The 15414-nt window shown below is 40.2% G+C and carries 11 protein-coding genes; 3 read left to right on the top strand and 8 right to left on the bottom strand.

Annotated features, from left to right (window positions below; all coding sequences use genetic code 11):
* Window positions 1-49: 49 nt before the first annotated feature.
* The 8 genes from A6E06_RS13345 to A6E06_RS13310 form a co-directional block, all read right to left on the bottom strand.
* On the bottom strand, window positions 50-1393 hold the full coding sequence (locus tag A6E06_RS13345; protein ID WP_065591242.1) for a BatD family protein: 1344 nt from the start codon (window positions 1391-1393) through the stop codon (window positions 50-52).
* Window positions 1393-3090: a VWA domain-containing protein gene (locus A6E06_RS13340; RefSeq protein ID WP_065591243.1), complete on the bottom strand. Its 1698-nt coding sequence runs from the start codon at window positions 3088-3090 to the stop codon at window positions 1393-1395. The genes A6E06_RS13345 and A6E06_RS13340 overlap by 1 nt, the downstream gene beginning before the upstream one ends.
* The gene (locus A6E06_RS13335) at window positions 3083-4210 is read right to left on the bottom strand and encodes a VWA domain-containing protein (RefSeq protein WP_065591244.1); all 1128 of its coding nucleotides are present in this window, start codon (window positions 4208-4210) and stop codon (window positions 3083-3085) included. Before A6E06_RS13335 ends, A6E06_RS13340 begins: the two co-directional genes overlap by 8 nt.
* Window positions 4200-4739: a DUF4381 domain-containing protein gene (locus A6E06_RS13330; protein WP_065591245.1), complete on the bottom strand. Its 540-nt coding sequence runs from the start codon at window positions 4737-4739 to the stop codon at window positions 4200-4202. The genes A6E06_RS13335 and A6E06_RS13330 overlap by 11 nt, the downstream gene beginning before the upstream one ends.
* Window positions 4736-5674 (bottom strand): DUF58 domain-containing protein, encoded by a 939-nt coding sequence (locus A6E06_RS13325; protein WP_065591246.1) that lies wholly within the window; start codon window positions 5672-5674, stop codon window positions 4736-4738. The genes A6E06_RS13330 and A6E06_RS13325 overlap by 4 nt, the downstream gene beginning before the upstream one ends.
* A gap of 8 nt (window positions 5675-5682) precedes the next feature.
* Window positions 5683-6678 (bottom strand): MoxR family ATPase, encoded by a 996-nt coding sequence (locus tag A6E06_RS13320; RefSeq protein ID WP_065591247.1) that lies wholly within the window; start codon window positions 6676-6678, stop codon window positions 5683-5685.
* An 85-nt stretch (window positions 6679-6763) separates the two neighbouring features.
* Window positions 6764-8959 carry a multiheme c-type cytochrome gene (locus tag A6E06_RS13315; RefSeq protein WP_255312096.1) on the bottom strand — a complete coding sequence of 732 codons (2196 nt, stop codon included), beginning with the start codon at window positions 8957-8959 and terminating at the stop codon, window positions 6764-6766.
* A gap of 231 nt (window positions 8960-9190) precedes the next feature.
* Entirely contained in the window at window positions 9191-10738 is a 1548-nt protein-coding gene (locus A6E06_RS13310; protein WP_065591249.1) for an arylsulfatase, read from the bottom strand.
* 239 nt (window positions 10739-10977) lie between these two features.
* Between A6E06_RS13310 and A6E06_RS13305 the strand changes: the two genes are divergently transcribed.
* The 3 genes from A6E06_RS13305 to A6E06_RS13295 all read left to right on the top strand — a co-directional run bounded on the left by A6E06_RS13305 (window position 10978) and on the right by A6E06_RS13295 (window position 15244).
* Entirely contained in the window at window positions 10978-12528 is a 1551-nt protein-coding gene (locus A6E06_RS13305; protein ID WP_065591250.1) for an arylsulfatase, read from the top strand.
* Between the two features lie 68 nt (window positions 12529-12596).
* On the top strand, window positions 12597-13502 hold the full coding sequence (locus tag A6E06_RS13300) for a hypothetical protein (RefSeq protein ID WP_065591251.1): 906 nt from the start codon (window positions 12597-12599) through the stop codon (window positions 13500-13502).
* A 170-nt stretch (window positions 13503-13672) separates the two neighbouring features.
* The gene (locus tag A6E06_RS13295) at window positions 13673-15244 is read left to right on the top strand and encodes an arylsulfatase (RefSeq protein WP_065591252.1); all 1572 of its coding nucleotides are present in this window, start codon (window positions 13673-13675) and stop codon (window positions 15242-15244) included.
* Window positions 15245-15414: the final 170 nt, after the last annotated feature.

The following is a 15414-nucleotide window of genomic DNA, read 5'->3' as shown; positions in this document are numbered from 1 at the left end:
ATTGCTTTTAACGTTACTGTATAGAATTGACAGCCTGAAACAACAACAATTAGCTACTTTTGTGTTGATTATCTTGCTTTTTCTTATATTTTTCTTTTTTCTTTTTTAATTTAGGAAAGACATCATCTGGTTTAAACCTTGCTAAAATAAAAGTAAATAGCGTTAATGGTTGAGTCATCCCTTTCCATACTCGTGTCGATAATGATTTGGTTATATTATTGGTCTGAAATTCTTTAACATCCTGCTGCCATTCTGTTGTTTTCTTGTACTGCTTTAATTCCATTATTTGATAATTTGATCTCAATGACCGGTAAAGCAATACTCTCACTTTGCCCCATTGTTGATTTTTCACCGCTTTAGAATAAATAAACCAAGCAGGTAATGGATGAGTTTGATAATAACGCACAACGTTAACTACCAGTACTATCAATACAAAACATAGCCCAAAAACGATAACTAATGCTTTCCAATATTGAGTTAACCAAGAACTAAAGGTATGTGTAACAGCAAAAGTATTTCCTTCTAATTTACTGCTTTTCAACTGTTGTGTTTCGTTGTCCCACCAAGTAAGCGTTATCGGAGGAAACGTTACCTCTCCTCCATTTTGCAATACGTACACAACCGATTCTTTTCTTTCTGATAAATAATCGCCTCGAGTTTGCGTATCTCTCAATTGATTCGGTTGGGCGTAAGTTTGATACCCATCATTTGAGTTTAATTCAATTAGCTCAGGGATCAGCATTGCTAATGTATCGGCACCTTTGATAATGACAGTACGAGTGATAGCGTCTCCAACTTTTAGATCCTCGTTCGAACTTTCCCACTCTTGCTCTAGCGTGAAATTACGTCCTGCTACCCATTCTATATCATCACTCAAAAGCCCAGAAGGCGTAATCGCACTAAACCTCTGTGGATCGGTATAAAGCACACCAGATACATTACCAACACCTTCACGCGAAACCTGTACTTTTACTGCCGTTGGTGGAATAACAAATGTCCCTTCCGATTGCGGATATAATGTCACCTCCCATCGCTGATGAGTCCAGGTGACTCCATTTCGTCTTTCCGTAAAGTTAGTGGCCAATTGGTTACGCTGTTTTGCGACCACGTTAGGAATTTCAATCGGAGCAATTCGAGTCCCTCCGGTAAACCATCTAGGCGTCACCACCTCTATATATAAGATAACTTGCTGATTTATTGAATACGTTGGCGTTTTTTTATCACCACTTTGATTGATTTTTGAATCACTTAACCAACTCTTAATTGTCACTTGATCTGCTTTCGTCAGTTTTTCTGCTGCATCGGATCGAGAACTGAAACTCACGGTCATAAGTAACACAAGCATGAAGATAACAAGATGAATACCTCTGCGGTTATCATTGTTTCGAGACATTATTTCACCTCTTCTTTCTTAGGTTGTTCTGTAGAAGATTGAGCTCGCAATTGTAATTGAAATTTTGCGCGTAAAAAATACTTAGGATCCGCCTCTACACGACGTAACCATTTATCGGCTAACTCTTGGCTTCCTAAGATCTCATTCGCATTTAGTTTTTCTTCTTTCATCATTGAAGCATCAACTTCTTCATCAGCACCATCGCCCGTTTTGGGCTTATCGTCGCCTAGTTCAAAAGACTCTTCTGGGCCATCTGTTGTCCCTTTCTGGCTTTCACTCATCCGATTGACTTCATCAACAATGCCTTGCATTACTGCTAAGTTAATTTCGACCTTTTTTTTCAGTTCATCATCAAGTTCTCTTTTTAACAGCAACTGGTATACATCACGCGCTGCAACATATTCTCGCTGCCTAGCAAGAGAATTAGCCGCGTTAAACAAACCCAAATCTGATTTCACTTGTAAAAAAGTACTGTGAGCTAATTTGTATTCACCAGCATAGTAATACGCAATGCCTTTTTTAAGCGGGTCTTTATATCCTTTCGCGGCCTCAAGATATTCCGATTGATTAAAGTACCATTGACCTTGTTGATCAGGCGTAAACCATAAGTTCATCCAAAACTGAGTTGTTTTTTCCCATAAAGTCACCTCTTTAAGTGGTTCATTTGTTTTTGCTTTCAAACTCACGGTTTCAGCATAAGTGGGTTGTGAATAAAAACTAGGAAATACAACCAAAGCAACCAAACACCACTTTACTAACCAGCCTTTTCTAAACCAGGACAACATAAATAATGCCACTGGAAATAATAAGAAATACCCCATATCTCGCCATGGCATTGCTGATTCGTTATTCAATTGCATGTGACGTTCAATTTTGCTGTTTATGCTTTTTATATCAGCATCATCAATCGTAACTTCTACCACGCTGCCCTTACTCTTACTTGCCAATGTTTTTAATGATGATAAATCCATCGGATTTTCACTGGCTCTATCCCCATTACCCGCAGCTAATACCAATAATTGGTGTCGACTGTCGGCAAAATAATCTTGATAAGTGGTAATCGTAGTTGGGTTCACTCCATCAGTAATGAGCAAAACGGTACCTACATTTTCTTTACCTAATTGTGGCGAAATCAAAGGCAGCGCCGTTTCTGCACTTTTTCCTTCAACAGGCATAATATCGGGTTGAATAGCCGCTAGAAAGGGAGCGAATACAGAATCATCTTTGGTTAATGGCATCGCAAGATGTGCTGAACCAGAAAATACCACTAAACCTGTTTTCCCGCCTTTTCGCAATGCGGTTAAGTCTCGGATCTTTTGCTTTGAACGCTCGAGTCGATTTGGTGCAAGATCTTTTTGTAGCATAGATGGACTGTTATCTAACACGATAAGCAACGCAGCTTTGTCTTCACCAAAAGGGGACGCTTCACGCTCCCAAGTTGGTCCTGCACACACAATAATCGCCACAAACATGGCAACACCAAGCAATTTTAATGGCAATTGTTTTTTCCACCCGGCATCGTTAATCGTCAATGCTGACCGTAAATGCTTAGGTAATGCTTTCTGCCATTCATTTTTTGAGTCTTGTTTCCAACGCAGATAAATAACCAGACCAAATGGCACCATAACTAATAGCCACAATGGTCGAATAAAATGAAACTGAACGATGATTTGTTGCCACATCAGGGAATCAAACATTTCTCTCTCCTGATTGGTTAGTAGATTGTTTGGTTGATTTTACTGTTGACGATTTAAGGTGACGCTTAATGGTTGCAAAACCAAATGCCAATAAATACATTGCAACAATTAACATCACAGGATATTGATGTACTGACTCTTTTGGTCGATACGTTGTGCTCTCATACAATTGAGGTTCTAATTCACCAATCGCTTCATAGGCTTGCTCTAATTCGTCTCTATTTATTGCTTGAAAGGCTTTTCCACCCGATGCTTCTGCGACTCGGTTAATGACGTCCATATCTAACGCTTGCTCTCCAACAGTTCTTGGATCGCCCATCGCTATCATATGAATCCTCACATCTTTCGCGGCTGCGACTTTGGCTGCATCAATGGGTTCAACATAACTGCCAGTATCATTGCCATCGGTTAGCACAATGGCCACTTTTTCTCGTTTTTTATTCTTTGAATTTTCATCTCCAGAATGCTCTTTTGGTGCCTTATTTTCTGATGAGCTGTCCTCGAAAACTTTAATAGCAAGACCAATAGCATCACCCAAATGCGTGCTTTGCCCTGCCATCGCAACATCGGTTTGATTCAATAACTCTAACCATACTTTTTGGTCAGCCGTGAATGGCGTTTGAACAAAAGCAGCATCCCCAAATAATATCAAACCTAAACGGTCACCTTTTCTCGTTTTGACAAAATCAGCTAGTACTTCTTTTGTGGCTTCTAAGCGGGATATTTTTTTTATTTCACCAACATCAGATTCTTTACCCGAGGCATGTTTTGAGACAAAATCAGGCTCGGCCATCGAACCTGATAGATCAACCACTACCATGACATCTCTACCTAACCTTTCACGAGTTTGAGGTTCTCCTAGAATTGTTGGTTTCGTTAACGCCAAAATCAATAAAGACCATGAAATAACGAGAAAGGCCTTTTGCCACACACTTGCAGTCAGTTCGCTTGCTCCCTCAGATGGCGTTTCATCTAAAGCTTGCACTAATACGTCGAAAAAAGGCACTTTTATTGCAGATTGACGAGTTCGGTACGCTGGAATTAACCAATAGATAATAATAGGTAATGGCAATATCCATAACCAATACGGATTGGCCAATTCAAGTTGACTAAACTGCATGATTGTCCCCTTTTTCTTTTTTAATTATACGATCATGCTCTCTCAACCAACGTTCAGACATAACGAATAATTGCTTCAATTCTTGAGTCGATAATGCATGGCGTTTTTGGACTAATGCACGCATCCAATGCTGTCCAATTTCATTAGTAAATTCCGCTTGTTCTTGAGGTAAGAAATCATCTAATTCAATAAGAAATGCATGTCCAAAAGCATTCGCTTTTTTGGGGTTTAGATAGGTCACCACCGCTTTCATTACTTCAAACAAATCAAGCGTAATTTGCGAATTCTGACTCTCTGCATTAAGACTAGATTTTTGCATCGATAGTACTAAAGAAAGAGCCTCTCGACGATAACGATTTGCCCACCATTCTTTTCCCCACAACACTGTTTTATAGGAAATAAAGGCCATTAATATACACGCTAAAATCTGCCAACCAATCGTCTGAGGAAACCAACTGACATGATCAGGCACCGTCACTTCACTGATTTTACGAAGCATATAACTGCTTGGTGGCTCATGAATACTCATCGTCTTCCTCCTATTGCGCGTTTAAATTGCTCAATATGATGACCGGACGTATCAGCTTCAATTATAGGAAGCCCTTTCGCTGCCATTAACTGAATCAATTGATCTTTTTTAAGTGCTTGATGTTCACTTAACCCTTTATTGGCCAAATCAAACTTCTTTGTATCGCTCAAGTTTAGTTGATATGAGCCATCACCCACCACCCAATCACTGTTTTGAGAAGGGAAATTAGATTCAAAAGGATCAGATATAAGCACTCCTAATACATCATTGTGTTTTTGTAGGTGCTTTAAGTGCGTTATTTCACCTTCGCTTACACCATGCCAATCACTAAAGATAATAATAGTCGCTTCTTTGAGTTTTAATCGCCCAAGTAAGGTTACAAATTGAGAAAAACTTACCGCCTCTTCATCTTTACTGCTCACATCTAACGATTGATTTATATTGGCTAACAATTTCAATCGGTGGAGTAAATCACTTTGAGATCGCTTAGGTTTAAGCCAATGCATTTTTTCTGTGGCATTAATAACAAAACCAACGCGATCACTGTCTTGTAATATTCGCCAAGCGGTTAACGCGGCAAGCTCTGCTGCAACGACTGATTTCATCGTATCAACCGAAGAAAAATACATACTGCTACGTTGATCAACACACACGATAAAATTACGATCTTTTTCTTCGGTATATGACCGTACGTGTGGCTTGCCTGTTCGCATTGTGACTTTCCAGTCCAAATTACGGATATCATCTCCGAGTTGATAATGTCTTAACTCTTCAAAATTTAATCCACGACCACGAAAAATAGAGGAATGACGCCCAGACAACGCCGTACCTGATTTTAAATTCGGCAATAAACTGAACGCTCTCGCTTGAGCTTGAAGTTTAACTAGCTGGCTATACTCACTGTGTATGCGTGTATCTGTGCTTTTTTTATTCATAAAAAGCCCTACCCAATAACAACGTGATCCAACAACTCGTCAATCACCTGTTGCTGAGTCACACCATCTGCTAATGCGTCATAGCTCAAAGTGACACGGTGACCTAATACAGCGTGAGCCATTGCTCGAATATCATCCGGTTCTACGAAATCTCGACCTTGTAACCATGCATAGGCGCGAGCACACTTATCCAATGAAATCGATGCTCGGGGGCTTGAACCTACCTCTATCCAACGAGAAAGACTAGAGTCGGGATAACGTTCAGGTTTACGCGTTGCCATGACTAAAGCAACAATGTAACGCTCACTGATCTCTGAAACCTCGACAGACGAAAGTTCAGATCTGGCTTGCATAACAATTGAAGGATCTAACTGAATTGATGCTTCTACTTCTGAGGGTTCTGCTTGATGTGTTTTATTGCCGGACTCTTCCCCCCGCACAAGGCGAATAATATCCAATTCAGCGTCATCGTCTGGGTAATCAACAGACACCTTCATGATGAATCGGTCCATTTGCGCTTCAGGCAATGGATAGGTCCCTTCTTGCTCTACTGGGTTCTGTGTCGCAAGCACCATGAACAATTCTGGTAATGTATGGGTTTGATCGCCAACGGTAATGGTGCCTTCTGCCATTGCTTCTAACAACGCAGCTTGAACCTTGGCTGGCGCACGGTTAATTTCATCCGCTAATACAATGCTGTTAAAAATAGGACCCGGTTGAAAATGCAATTGAGGTTTGCCATTTTGTTCTTGGTACACTTCTGTACCCGTTACATCGGATGGCAGTAAATCGGGCGTAAACTGAATACGCCCAAACGACGTATGTAAATTGTCTGCCAGTGATTTTACCGAGCGCGTTTTGGCCGTTCCCGGTAAGCCCTCTAATAAAACGTGTCCTTGAGTTAATAACCCAATAACAAGTGAACGAACCACATGGGATTGGCCAATCACTGATTTCTCCACTTGAGAAATGAGCGAAGTAATGGCCTGTTGTGTTTGATTCATGTTTTCTCCTTAAGTCCACTTATCTGGTTTTTTATCTATAAAATATTCTAGTTAAATCCATCATAACTATTGGTTATAGTGCTCATTAATAAAGCCGTTTTTTAAGATCTTCGATCACATTTTTAGGAGCATATTGCTCCAATTGGGTAATACATTGTTTTGCTTGTGCTGATTTGGCTTTTAACAATTGATCACACTGTGCAAATAAATGCTGAGGATTACCGCTTAAACTAAAGGCTTTTGCTAATGCAGTCGCACCTTGATTAAGATTAATACCTTCAAGTGATAAGCCGTACACATACCAATATTGTGCATTTTGAGCTTCAGTTTCAGTTGCTTGTTTAAAGTAATTAGCTGCTTCTGCTTTTTTACCTAAACGCAATAGTGCTAATCCTGCGCTGTAGCGTAATGCTCCAGACTTAGGTTGTGCTTTGATCCCTTGTTGCATCAACGAAAGACCTTTCATTTCATCGCCTTGTGAACGATACAAATCCGCAAGATTTACATAGCTGTTCACAAAGTACGGCTCTACATTAATCGCCCCTAAATAGGCTTCTTCTGCCTTTTCAAGTTGACCTTGAGAACGATAAACATTACCTAAATTGGTACGCCCAAAACCTCTGTCTGCATTAAACAATTGAACATTCATGTATTCATTTAAAGCTGAAGATAACTGCTCACGTTGCAATGGATTCCATTCCGGCCAGTACGCCGCTAATGCTCCCGCCGCTTCGGCACGAATACCTAACACACTATCTGTTAATAACGGCGATAATATTTGCCAACGATCATGAGATGGGTACCCTGCCGATCCTTGAATAGCGCCTAATCGAATTAATTCATCATCATTTTTTACCGCTCGTCCCAATGCCACTAAGGTATTCTTACTTGGGAACGCGCTTAAACGTTGCAAAGCAGAACCACGAATAATCCCAGATTGCTTCGCATCTTGCGCGGTATATGAAAGTGCATCTCCTGCTCCGCGATAATTAATGTCCGAGGCATAAAATGCCACCGCAAAATGTTGCTGATTTCGATAGGCTGAATCAGGGAACCATTCACCGACTTTTTTATCTGCCCACACATCGTCTTTCTCTTCATGACATTGAGTACACACATTAGGTGTGCCTATGTTTTTACTTAAATCGGGTCTTGGTATTTGCCAACTGTGATCTCGCCTTGCGTCTACGCCCATGTACGTTGTTTCTGGCATGTGACACGTCGTACATTGTGATGCTTCTGTATTGGCTTCATGGAAGGTGTGTTTTTCTGGTGTATATTCTGAGGCAATGTGACATTGACTACACACGGCTTGCTCTGGAATATCTAATTTGGTTGAATGCGGGTTATGGCAATTAGTACAAGTGACGCCTTTTTTCGCCATTTTCGATTGCATGAAAGAACCGTATACATAATCTTCATCGTAAATCTGACCATCGTTATGGTATAAATCAGAAGTAATTAAGCTCGGTAAATAACTGTCTAATAAAGATCCTTCTACATGTGCTTGATCTTCATTAATTTGAACTCGACGGCTATGGCATTGCGCGCACACCGCGACTTGGTCGGTTTGTGTAATCTCTTTTGGTTGAAGCGTTGTATGCCCTTCTTTAAACACCCACTCTTTTACTGATTTGCTTAAATCACGTTCAAAACCATAATGGGGGTTGGTGGTTTTCTCTTGGTTTTCACTCCATGCAATATGCTCACTTGCCGGGCCATGACAGGCTTCACAACCGACATTAATTTCAAACCAACTCGTGTTATAGGTATCTGTTTTTGCGTCGTAATTCTTCTTTACATCGGTTGAATGGCAATCGGCGCACATAAAGTTCCAATTTTGGCCTGTATTAGTCCAATAAAACTCATCGGTTTTTTCCATATCCGGGTAAAGGTGATACCAACGTTGGCCACCCTCTTTCTTTTCTCTTGAATCCCACGCGAATGGAATTAATTGAATACGCCCATCTTCAAATTCCACCATGTATTGCTGCAATGGCTCGAACCCAAAGGTGTAGCTAATTTTGTAATCGTGAAGTTGTCCATCAGGCCCTTCGATATTGACCCAGTATTCATCGCCTTTTTTAAAAAAGCGATTTGGTTTTCCTTTAAACTCAAAAATCGCGTCATTAAAATCACCAAACACGCTGTCTTTATCTGCGTGTTTCATTGCCATTTCATGATCCGACCCTTTCCATGCGTCAACCGCGTCTTCATGGCAACCAACACACGTATCACTGCCCACAAAATCCGCAGAAAATACAGTTGATGAAAATGTCATTATGCTCATCCATACAACGAAAAAACCATAGACGATTCTTTTACTGCTCATATACATCCTTGTATTGATATTTATTTAGTTCTTTATCTTTAAAACTAAAGATAACAATCATTTAGATATAGCTTATATAGTGCCAACTTTCCACCCAAGCTATAGGTTCTGTGAATTAACAAAGGTTTTGACTAAAAATAAAAAGGGCTCCGAAGAGCCCAAATATTACTGGAGGTTCACTTACTTATTATGCGGTTGTTGAAGTTTTTCCATAACCTGATCCAAACTAAAGCTTGCTGCTTTTTGACGAGGAGGGAACTCTTCAAATGTCTCTAAGAATTTACCCACATACGCTTGTGCAGGAACAAACATATACGCGTGATCTAATAACCAATCGTAATACGTATTTGACGTTACATCAGCCACTTCGTATGGGTCCATACGTAAGTTAAACAACTTAGGCAAACGTAGTGTTACAAACGGTTCAGACCAAATTTGAAGCGTACCATTCACTCGTTGCTCCATGAATACCGCTTTCCACTTGTTATAACGAAGCGCTGCTAAATCGCCATCATCGGTAAAGTAGAAAATCTCTTCACGTCGGCCTTTATCTTCTTTACCCGTTAAGTAAGGTAAAAAGTTGTAGCCATCAAGATGATTTTTGAAACTCTTGTTACCAAGTTTTGTTCCTTTTTTCAACTCCTCTTTAATCTTGTCATCACCCGCAGCGGCGGCAAACGTTGGTAGCCAATCCATGTGGTGCATGATTTCATTTGATACGACACCTGGTTCAATTTTACCAGGCCAACGAACCATCGCAGGAACACGATATGCCCCTTCCCAGTTTGTATTTTTCTCACTACGGAATGGGGTTGTACCGGCATCAGGCCACGAGTTCATGTGTGGACCATTATCGGTAGAATAGAACACGATGGTATTGTCTTTAATGCCTAATTTATCAACGGCTTTTAGAATTTCACCTACGTGATTATCATGTTCAACCATGCCATCCGCATAGTTACTGATGCCTGTAGAACCTTGTAGTTCAGGTTTCACGTGAGTTCTAAAGTGCATTCGAGTCGCGTTCCACCATACAAAGAATGGTTTCTCCGCTTTTACTGCTCGTCCCATGAAATCAATCGCTGCTGCCATTGTTTCATCATCTACCGTTTCCATACGCTTACGCGTTAGAGGGCCGGTATCTTCAATCTTGCCATCAGCATAAGATTTAATAACACCACGAGGACCAAATTTCTTACGGAATTCAGGATCTTTAGGGTAATCAATATTCTCAGGTTCTTCTTCAGCGTTTAGATGGTAAAGGTTGCCAAAAAACTCATCAAATCCGTGCGCTGTCGGTAAAAATTCATCTTTATCACCAAGGTGGTTTTTACCAAATTGCCCAGTCATATACCCCATTGGTTTTAGCACTTCAGCAATGGTGGCGTCTTCTGCTTGCAGACCAATATCTGCACCAGGTAAACCAACTTTACTCAAACCTGTGCGTAAAACACTTTGCCCAGTAATGAAAGTAGAACGTCCTGCAGTACATGATTGCTCACCATAGTAATCAGTAAACATCATCCCTTCTTTGGCGATACTATCGATATTCGGTGTTTTATACCCCATCAGACCAAAGGTATAAGCACTGATATTTGATTGGCCTATATCATCACCCCAAATAACGAGAATATTTGGTTGTTCAGCAGCCAAAGAATACCCTGAAGCCCCCATAAGAACTGCAGATATAATACTTAAGCGGCGTTTTGTTCCCTTTTTAACTTCCATATAAACTCCTGTTTCCATTAATAAAAGAGTATCGATTAATGTATAGCTTACAAAGTAAACATTTTCAACCAAATAATAAACATTTTATTTACAATACTAACTATAACTTTCAGATATGAGCAACATAACCAATTCCAATACAGCGTTATTTCCGTTTTTACAGGATGATAAGGGTTTCTTTCAAATATTCTTCTAATCGAAAACCACGATATATAGATACATTCTTTTAGGAAAAATTTATGAATAAAATACTAAAGAAAACCGCTATTGCTACTGGAATAGTCATTTCAGGAATGCATGTTGCCTATGCAGCAGCGCAACCTAATATTCTCGTTATTTTTGGAGATGACGTTGGTTACGGAAATATCTCAGCTTACAACCAAGGCATGCTAGGCTATCAAACTCCGAATATTGATAGTATTGCAAACGACGGCGCTCTATTTACCTCCTATTATGGTCAGCAGTCTTGTACGGCTGGGCGATCGGCATTCATTACTGGACAAATGCCGATCCGAACAGGGTTAACTAAAGTCGGTATGCCGGGTGCAAAACAAGGTCTACAAGCAGAAGATATTACCCTTGCTCAAACCTTAAAAGATTTAGGTTATTCCACAGGGCAATTTGGTAAAAATCATCTTGGTGACAATGATGATATGTTGCCAACCAACCACGGTTTTGACGAATTTTTCGGTAATCTTTATCACTTAAATGCAGAAGAAGAACCAGAAAATCCTGATTATCCAAAAGATCCGAACTTCCGTAAAGACTTTGGGCCCCGTGGCGTTATTCACTCATACGCTGACGGAAAAATTGAAGACACAGGCCCTCTAACACGTAAGCGTATGGAAACCGTTGATGAAGAAACATTAGATGCAGCCGTCAACTTCATGACGAAAGCAGTAAAAGCCGATAAGCCATTTTTTACATGGTATAACACCACACGAATGCACGCACGAACACACATAAAAGCCGAAAACTCAGGAAAAACAGGCCTTGGAGATTACGCAGATGGCATGGTTGAGCATGACAATATCATCGGTAAATTATTAGATAAGGTCGATGATCTTGGTATTAATGATAACACTATAATTATTTATACCACCGATAATGGTCCAATGAATGCCACTTGGCCTGATGCCGCTTTCAGCCCATTCCGAGGAGAAAAAAACACTGGGTGGGAAGGCGGATTCCGAGTTCCAGCTGTTGTGAAGTGGCCTGGACATATAAAACCCGGCACAAAACTTAACGGAATGTTTGCAGGTGAAGATTGGCTACCTACCCTAGCTGCTATCGCTGGTAATAAAGAGATTAAGAAAGAATTATTAACAGGCTACAAAGCCGATAATGGTGTGACTTACAAAAATCACCTAGACGGTTATAACCAAGTCAATTACCTAACAGGAAAATCAAAAGAAAGTGCACGTAAAGAGTTCTTCTATTGGTCGGATGATGGTGATCTACTTGCAATGCGTGATGGTCGCTGGAAGCTACACTTTAAGATACAAGAGCACCAAGGTTGGGAAGTATGGACTCGTGAACTTACTACGTTACGTATGCCAATGATTTTCGATCTACAAGTTGACCCATATGAAAAAGCAGATCAAGGGTTTGGTTATGATGAATGGGCATTTGACCATGTGTTCTTATTTGTTCCTGCGCAGGCTAAAGTTGCCAAAATGCTTCAGAGCTTCAAAGAGTTCCCTCCACGTCAAGAAATCCCTAGTTTCTCAGTTGATAAAGTAATGAATCAAATGATGAATATGGAAAAAATATCCAACGCGGGTAAATAAGTAACACCTAAATAAACAGGGCTCATTCTGGGCTCTGTTTATGATTGAATTAGCTTTAAAGGTAAATAATGACAAATCTAAATCACTTCACATTCGATGAATTTAGCGAAAAACTGTGGGAATTATTTAATGGGCAAGCATTAATCCCCAATTTCTCCTCTACGCTTGATACTGCAAACTTTACCTTTCAATATCTAGAACGAGATAACGTTAATTTTTATTTATTCGAAAGTCCAGATCCAATCATTTTATTTAGTTTTCACTTACCATTATCACCCCATTCAAAAACGTTATTACTATTAGATGTTAACAGCGGTGGTTTGCGCTTGAATGGCATTGAGTGTAAAAATAATCAATTCGCTTTAATCTCAGAGCAAAGCCAATTACCTTTTTGTTTTCAGATCCCTGCCAATTCACCAATTTTAGTGTGTGATATAAAAAGCAACAACAAAAAATTCAACCAACTTTGCCATAGCATGGTACCAGTAAGTATCGATGTAAATTATGCTCAAGAATTAAGAGAAATCACCCAAAAAGCGGCTAAATCCTTTCCTGATAATACCGTAAACATTGGTGCTATATTACTCATTCGGATTGTAGAATTACTCGCATTTCACCCGACCCCTATGCGCCAAGAAGCGCCAACCGGTAGAAGTAAGTTATCAAGAAAAGATTTTATTCCAAAGTGTATTAATTTTATGATGGAAATGTCTTCTACCGAGGCGATCAAACTTCTCTCCAAGCAGCAGAATATATCTGAAAAAACCATTCGAAATGCATTTAAATACATCACAGGCTTCACCCCAAAAGAATTTGAAAAAATAAGTAAACTCTTTGCGTTTCGGCGTGCTTTAAAGCAACCAGAAATTATCACCGTATTTGATGCAGCTATTGCGAGTGATGTTTACCGATGGTCTCGCTATGCCAGCAGATATTCTACTATTTTTAAAGAGTTACCAATTAAAACTCTTTGATAAAGATCTCATTCTCTCTTAAATCAAGATAATACAAATACACACACAATTTATTTATAATCAATAATTTAAGTTAAAATATAACCTTTGGTTATAACGCCTATAAAGCGACGAGTTATTATTTCTCATTTAGAGTACAGATAATTAATCGCAACTAATTGGAGTTCTTTATGGGACATAATTTAAATAAAATCGCTGTTGGCGTTGGTTTACTGGCTACCTCTGGTGCGGCAATGGCCGCAGCTCAGCCAAACATTCTAGCTATTTTTGGTGATGATGTGGGTTACTGGAACATCAGTGCTTACAACCAAGGCATGATGGGCTACGACACACCAAACATTGATCGTATTGCTAACGAAGGCGCACTCTTTACCGACCACTATGGACAACAATCTTGTACCGCTGGGCGTGCCGCTTTCATTACAGGCCAAGAACCTTTCCGTACCGGTCTGTTGACAATTGGTATGCCAGGCTCTGATCATGGGATTCCAGATTGGGCTCCTACTATTGCAGATCTATTAAAAGAACAGGGTTACATGACTGCTCAGTTTGGTAAAAACCATCTTGGTGATCAAGATAAACACCTACCAACTAACCACGGTTTTGATGAGTTTTTCGGAAATCTTTATCACTTAAATGCGGAAGAAGAACCAGAAACGTATTACTACCCTAAAGACCCTGAATTCCGTAAAAATTACGGTCCTCGCGGTGTGATTAAGTCGTTTGCTGACGGTAAGATCGAAGATACCGGCCCAATGACGCGTAAACGTATGGAACATGCGGATGAAGAATTCCTAGACACTTCACTCGCGTTTATGGAAAAAGCAGTTAAAGCCGATAAACCTTTCTTCATCTGGCACAATACGACGCGTATGCACGTTTGGACTCGTCTACAAGAGAAATACCAAGGCGTATCTGGCGTAAGTATTTATGCTGATGGCATGATGGAACACGATGATCAAGTTGGTATCCTTCTGGATAAGCTAGACGATTTAGGCGTGGCAGATAACACCATTGTTATTTATTCAACCGATAACGGTGCAGAAACAGCGACATGGCCTGATGGCGGTGCAACCCCATTCTATGGCGAAAAAGGCACGACATGGGAAGGCGGTATGCGTGTTCCACAACTTGTTCGTTGGCCGGGAACTATCGAACCGGGCACTAAAATCAATGAAATGATGGCACACCAAGATTGGCTTCCAACCTTACTTGATGCCGCTGGCGTTCCTAATGTGAAAGAGAAGCTAGCTAAAGGCTACAAAGCCAACGGCAAAGAGTTCAAAGTTCATATTGATGGTTACGATTTCAAGCCGTACTTTGAAGGCAAAACAGATAAAGGCCCTCGCGAATCCCTACTCTACTTCACTGCAAATGGTGAGCTGAATGCGGTACGCTGGAAGGATTGGAAACTTAACTTTGCTGTAATGGAAGGTAATATTTCAAATGCCGTTCGTCTAGAACCAAACTGGCCTCAAATCATTCACCTACGTGCTGACCCATTTGAAAAAGCACCACATGAATCAGGTATGTATATGCGTTGGATGGCTGATAACATGTGGTTATTTGTGCCGATGCAAGACGTACTAGGTGAGTTCTTTAGCACACTACCTGATTATCCAATGCAATCAGGTCAATTAATGAACCCTGCTGCAATCAGTTCTCAATCGCTTCAGTTACAAGGAAAGATGCAACAGTTAGATAAACTACAGCAACAGATGAATAACTTAAACGTTAAGTAATTTATTTTTAAAGCTAATAAACCAAAAGCCCCCAATGTTGATCATTGAGGGCTTTTTATATCAACAACCAACTCAAATGGTAAAACCTGCAAACCGAACTATTGATTGATTTATCAAATGTGATTAACATCACGCTTACATTTGCCGTGATTCGTAGAATAGCAACCGTT

Source organism: Aliivibrio sp. 1S175 (assembly GCF_001690985.1).
Lineage (GTDB): Bacteria > Pseudomonadota > Gammaproteobacteria > Enterobacterales > Vibrionaceae > Aliivibrio.
Note: the sequence above shows the minus strand (reverse complement) of the source record. Positions and strands in the feature narration are given on the sequence as shown.

What these genes read in the sequence shown, in the direction of transcription:
- A6E06_RS13310 (WP_065591249.1), bottom strand. Translation starts at nt 10,738, where the DNA reads ATGGAAGTTAAAAAGGGAACAAAACGCCGCTTAAGTATTATATCTGCA.
- A6E06_RS13345 (WP_065591242.1), bottom strand. Translation starts at nt 1,393, where the DNA reads ATGTCTCGAAACAATGATAACCGCAGAGGTATTCATCTTGTTATCTTC.
- A6E06_RS13320 (WP_065591247.1), bottom strand. Translation starts at nt 6,678, where the DNA reads ATGAATCAAACACAACAGGCCATTACTTCGCTCATTTCTCAAGTGGAG.
- A6E06_RS13300 (WP_065591251.1), top strand. Translation starts at nt 12,597, where the DNA reads ATGACAAATCTAAATCACTTCACATTCGATGAATTTAGCGAAAAACTG.
- A6E06_RS13315 (WP_255312096.1), bottom strand. Translation starts at nt 8,959, where the DNA reads ATGACATTTTCATCAACTGTATTTTCTGCGGATTTTGTGGGCAGTGAT.
- A6E06_RS13305 (WP_065591250.1), top strand. Translation starts at nt 10,978, where the DNA reads ATGAATAAAATACTAAAGAAAACCGCTATTGCTACTGGAATAGTCATT.
- A6E06_RS13335 (WP_065591244.1), bottom strand. Translation starts at nt 4,210, where the DNA reads ATGCAGTTTAGTCAACTTGAATTGGCCAATCCGTATTGGTTATGGATA.
- A6E06_RS13325 (WP_065591246.1), bottom strand. Translation starts at nt 5,674, where the DNA reads ATGAATAAAAAAAGCACAGATACACGCATACACAGTGAGTATAGCCAG.
- A6E06_RS13330 (WP_065591245.1), bottom strand. Translation starts at nt 4,739, where the DNA reads ATGAGTATTCATGAGCCACCAAGCAGTTATATGCTTCGTAAAATCAGT.
- A6E06_RS13295 (WP_065591252.1), top strand. Translation starts at nt 13,673, where the DNA reads ATGGGACATAATTTAAATAAAATCGCTGTTGGCGTTGGTTTACTGGCT.
- A6E06_RS13340 (WP_065591243.1), bottom strand. Translation starts at nt 3,090, where the DNA reads ATGTTTGATTCCCTGATGTGGCAACAAATCATCGTTCAGTTTCATTTT.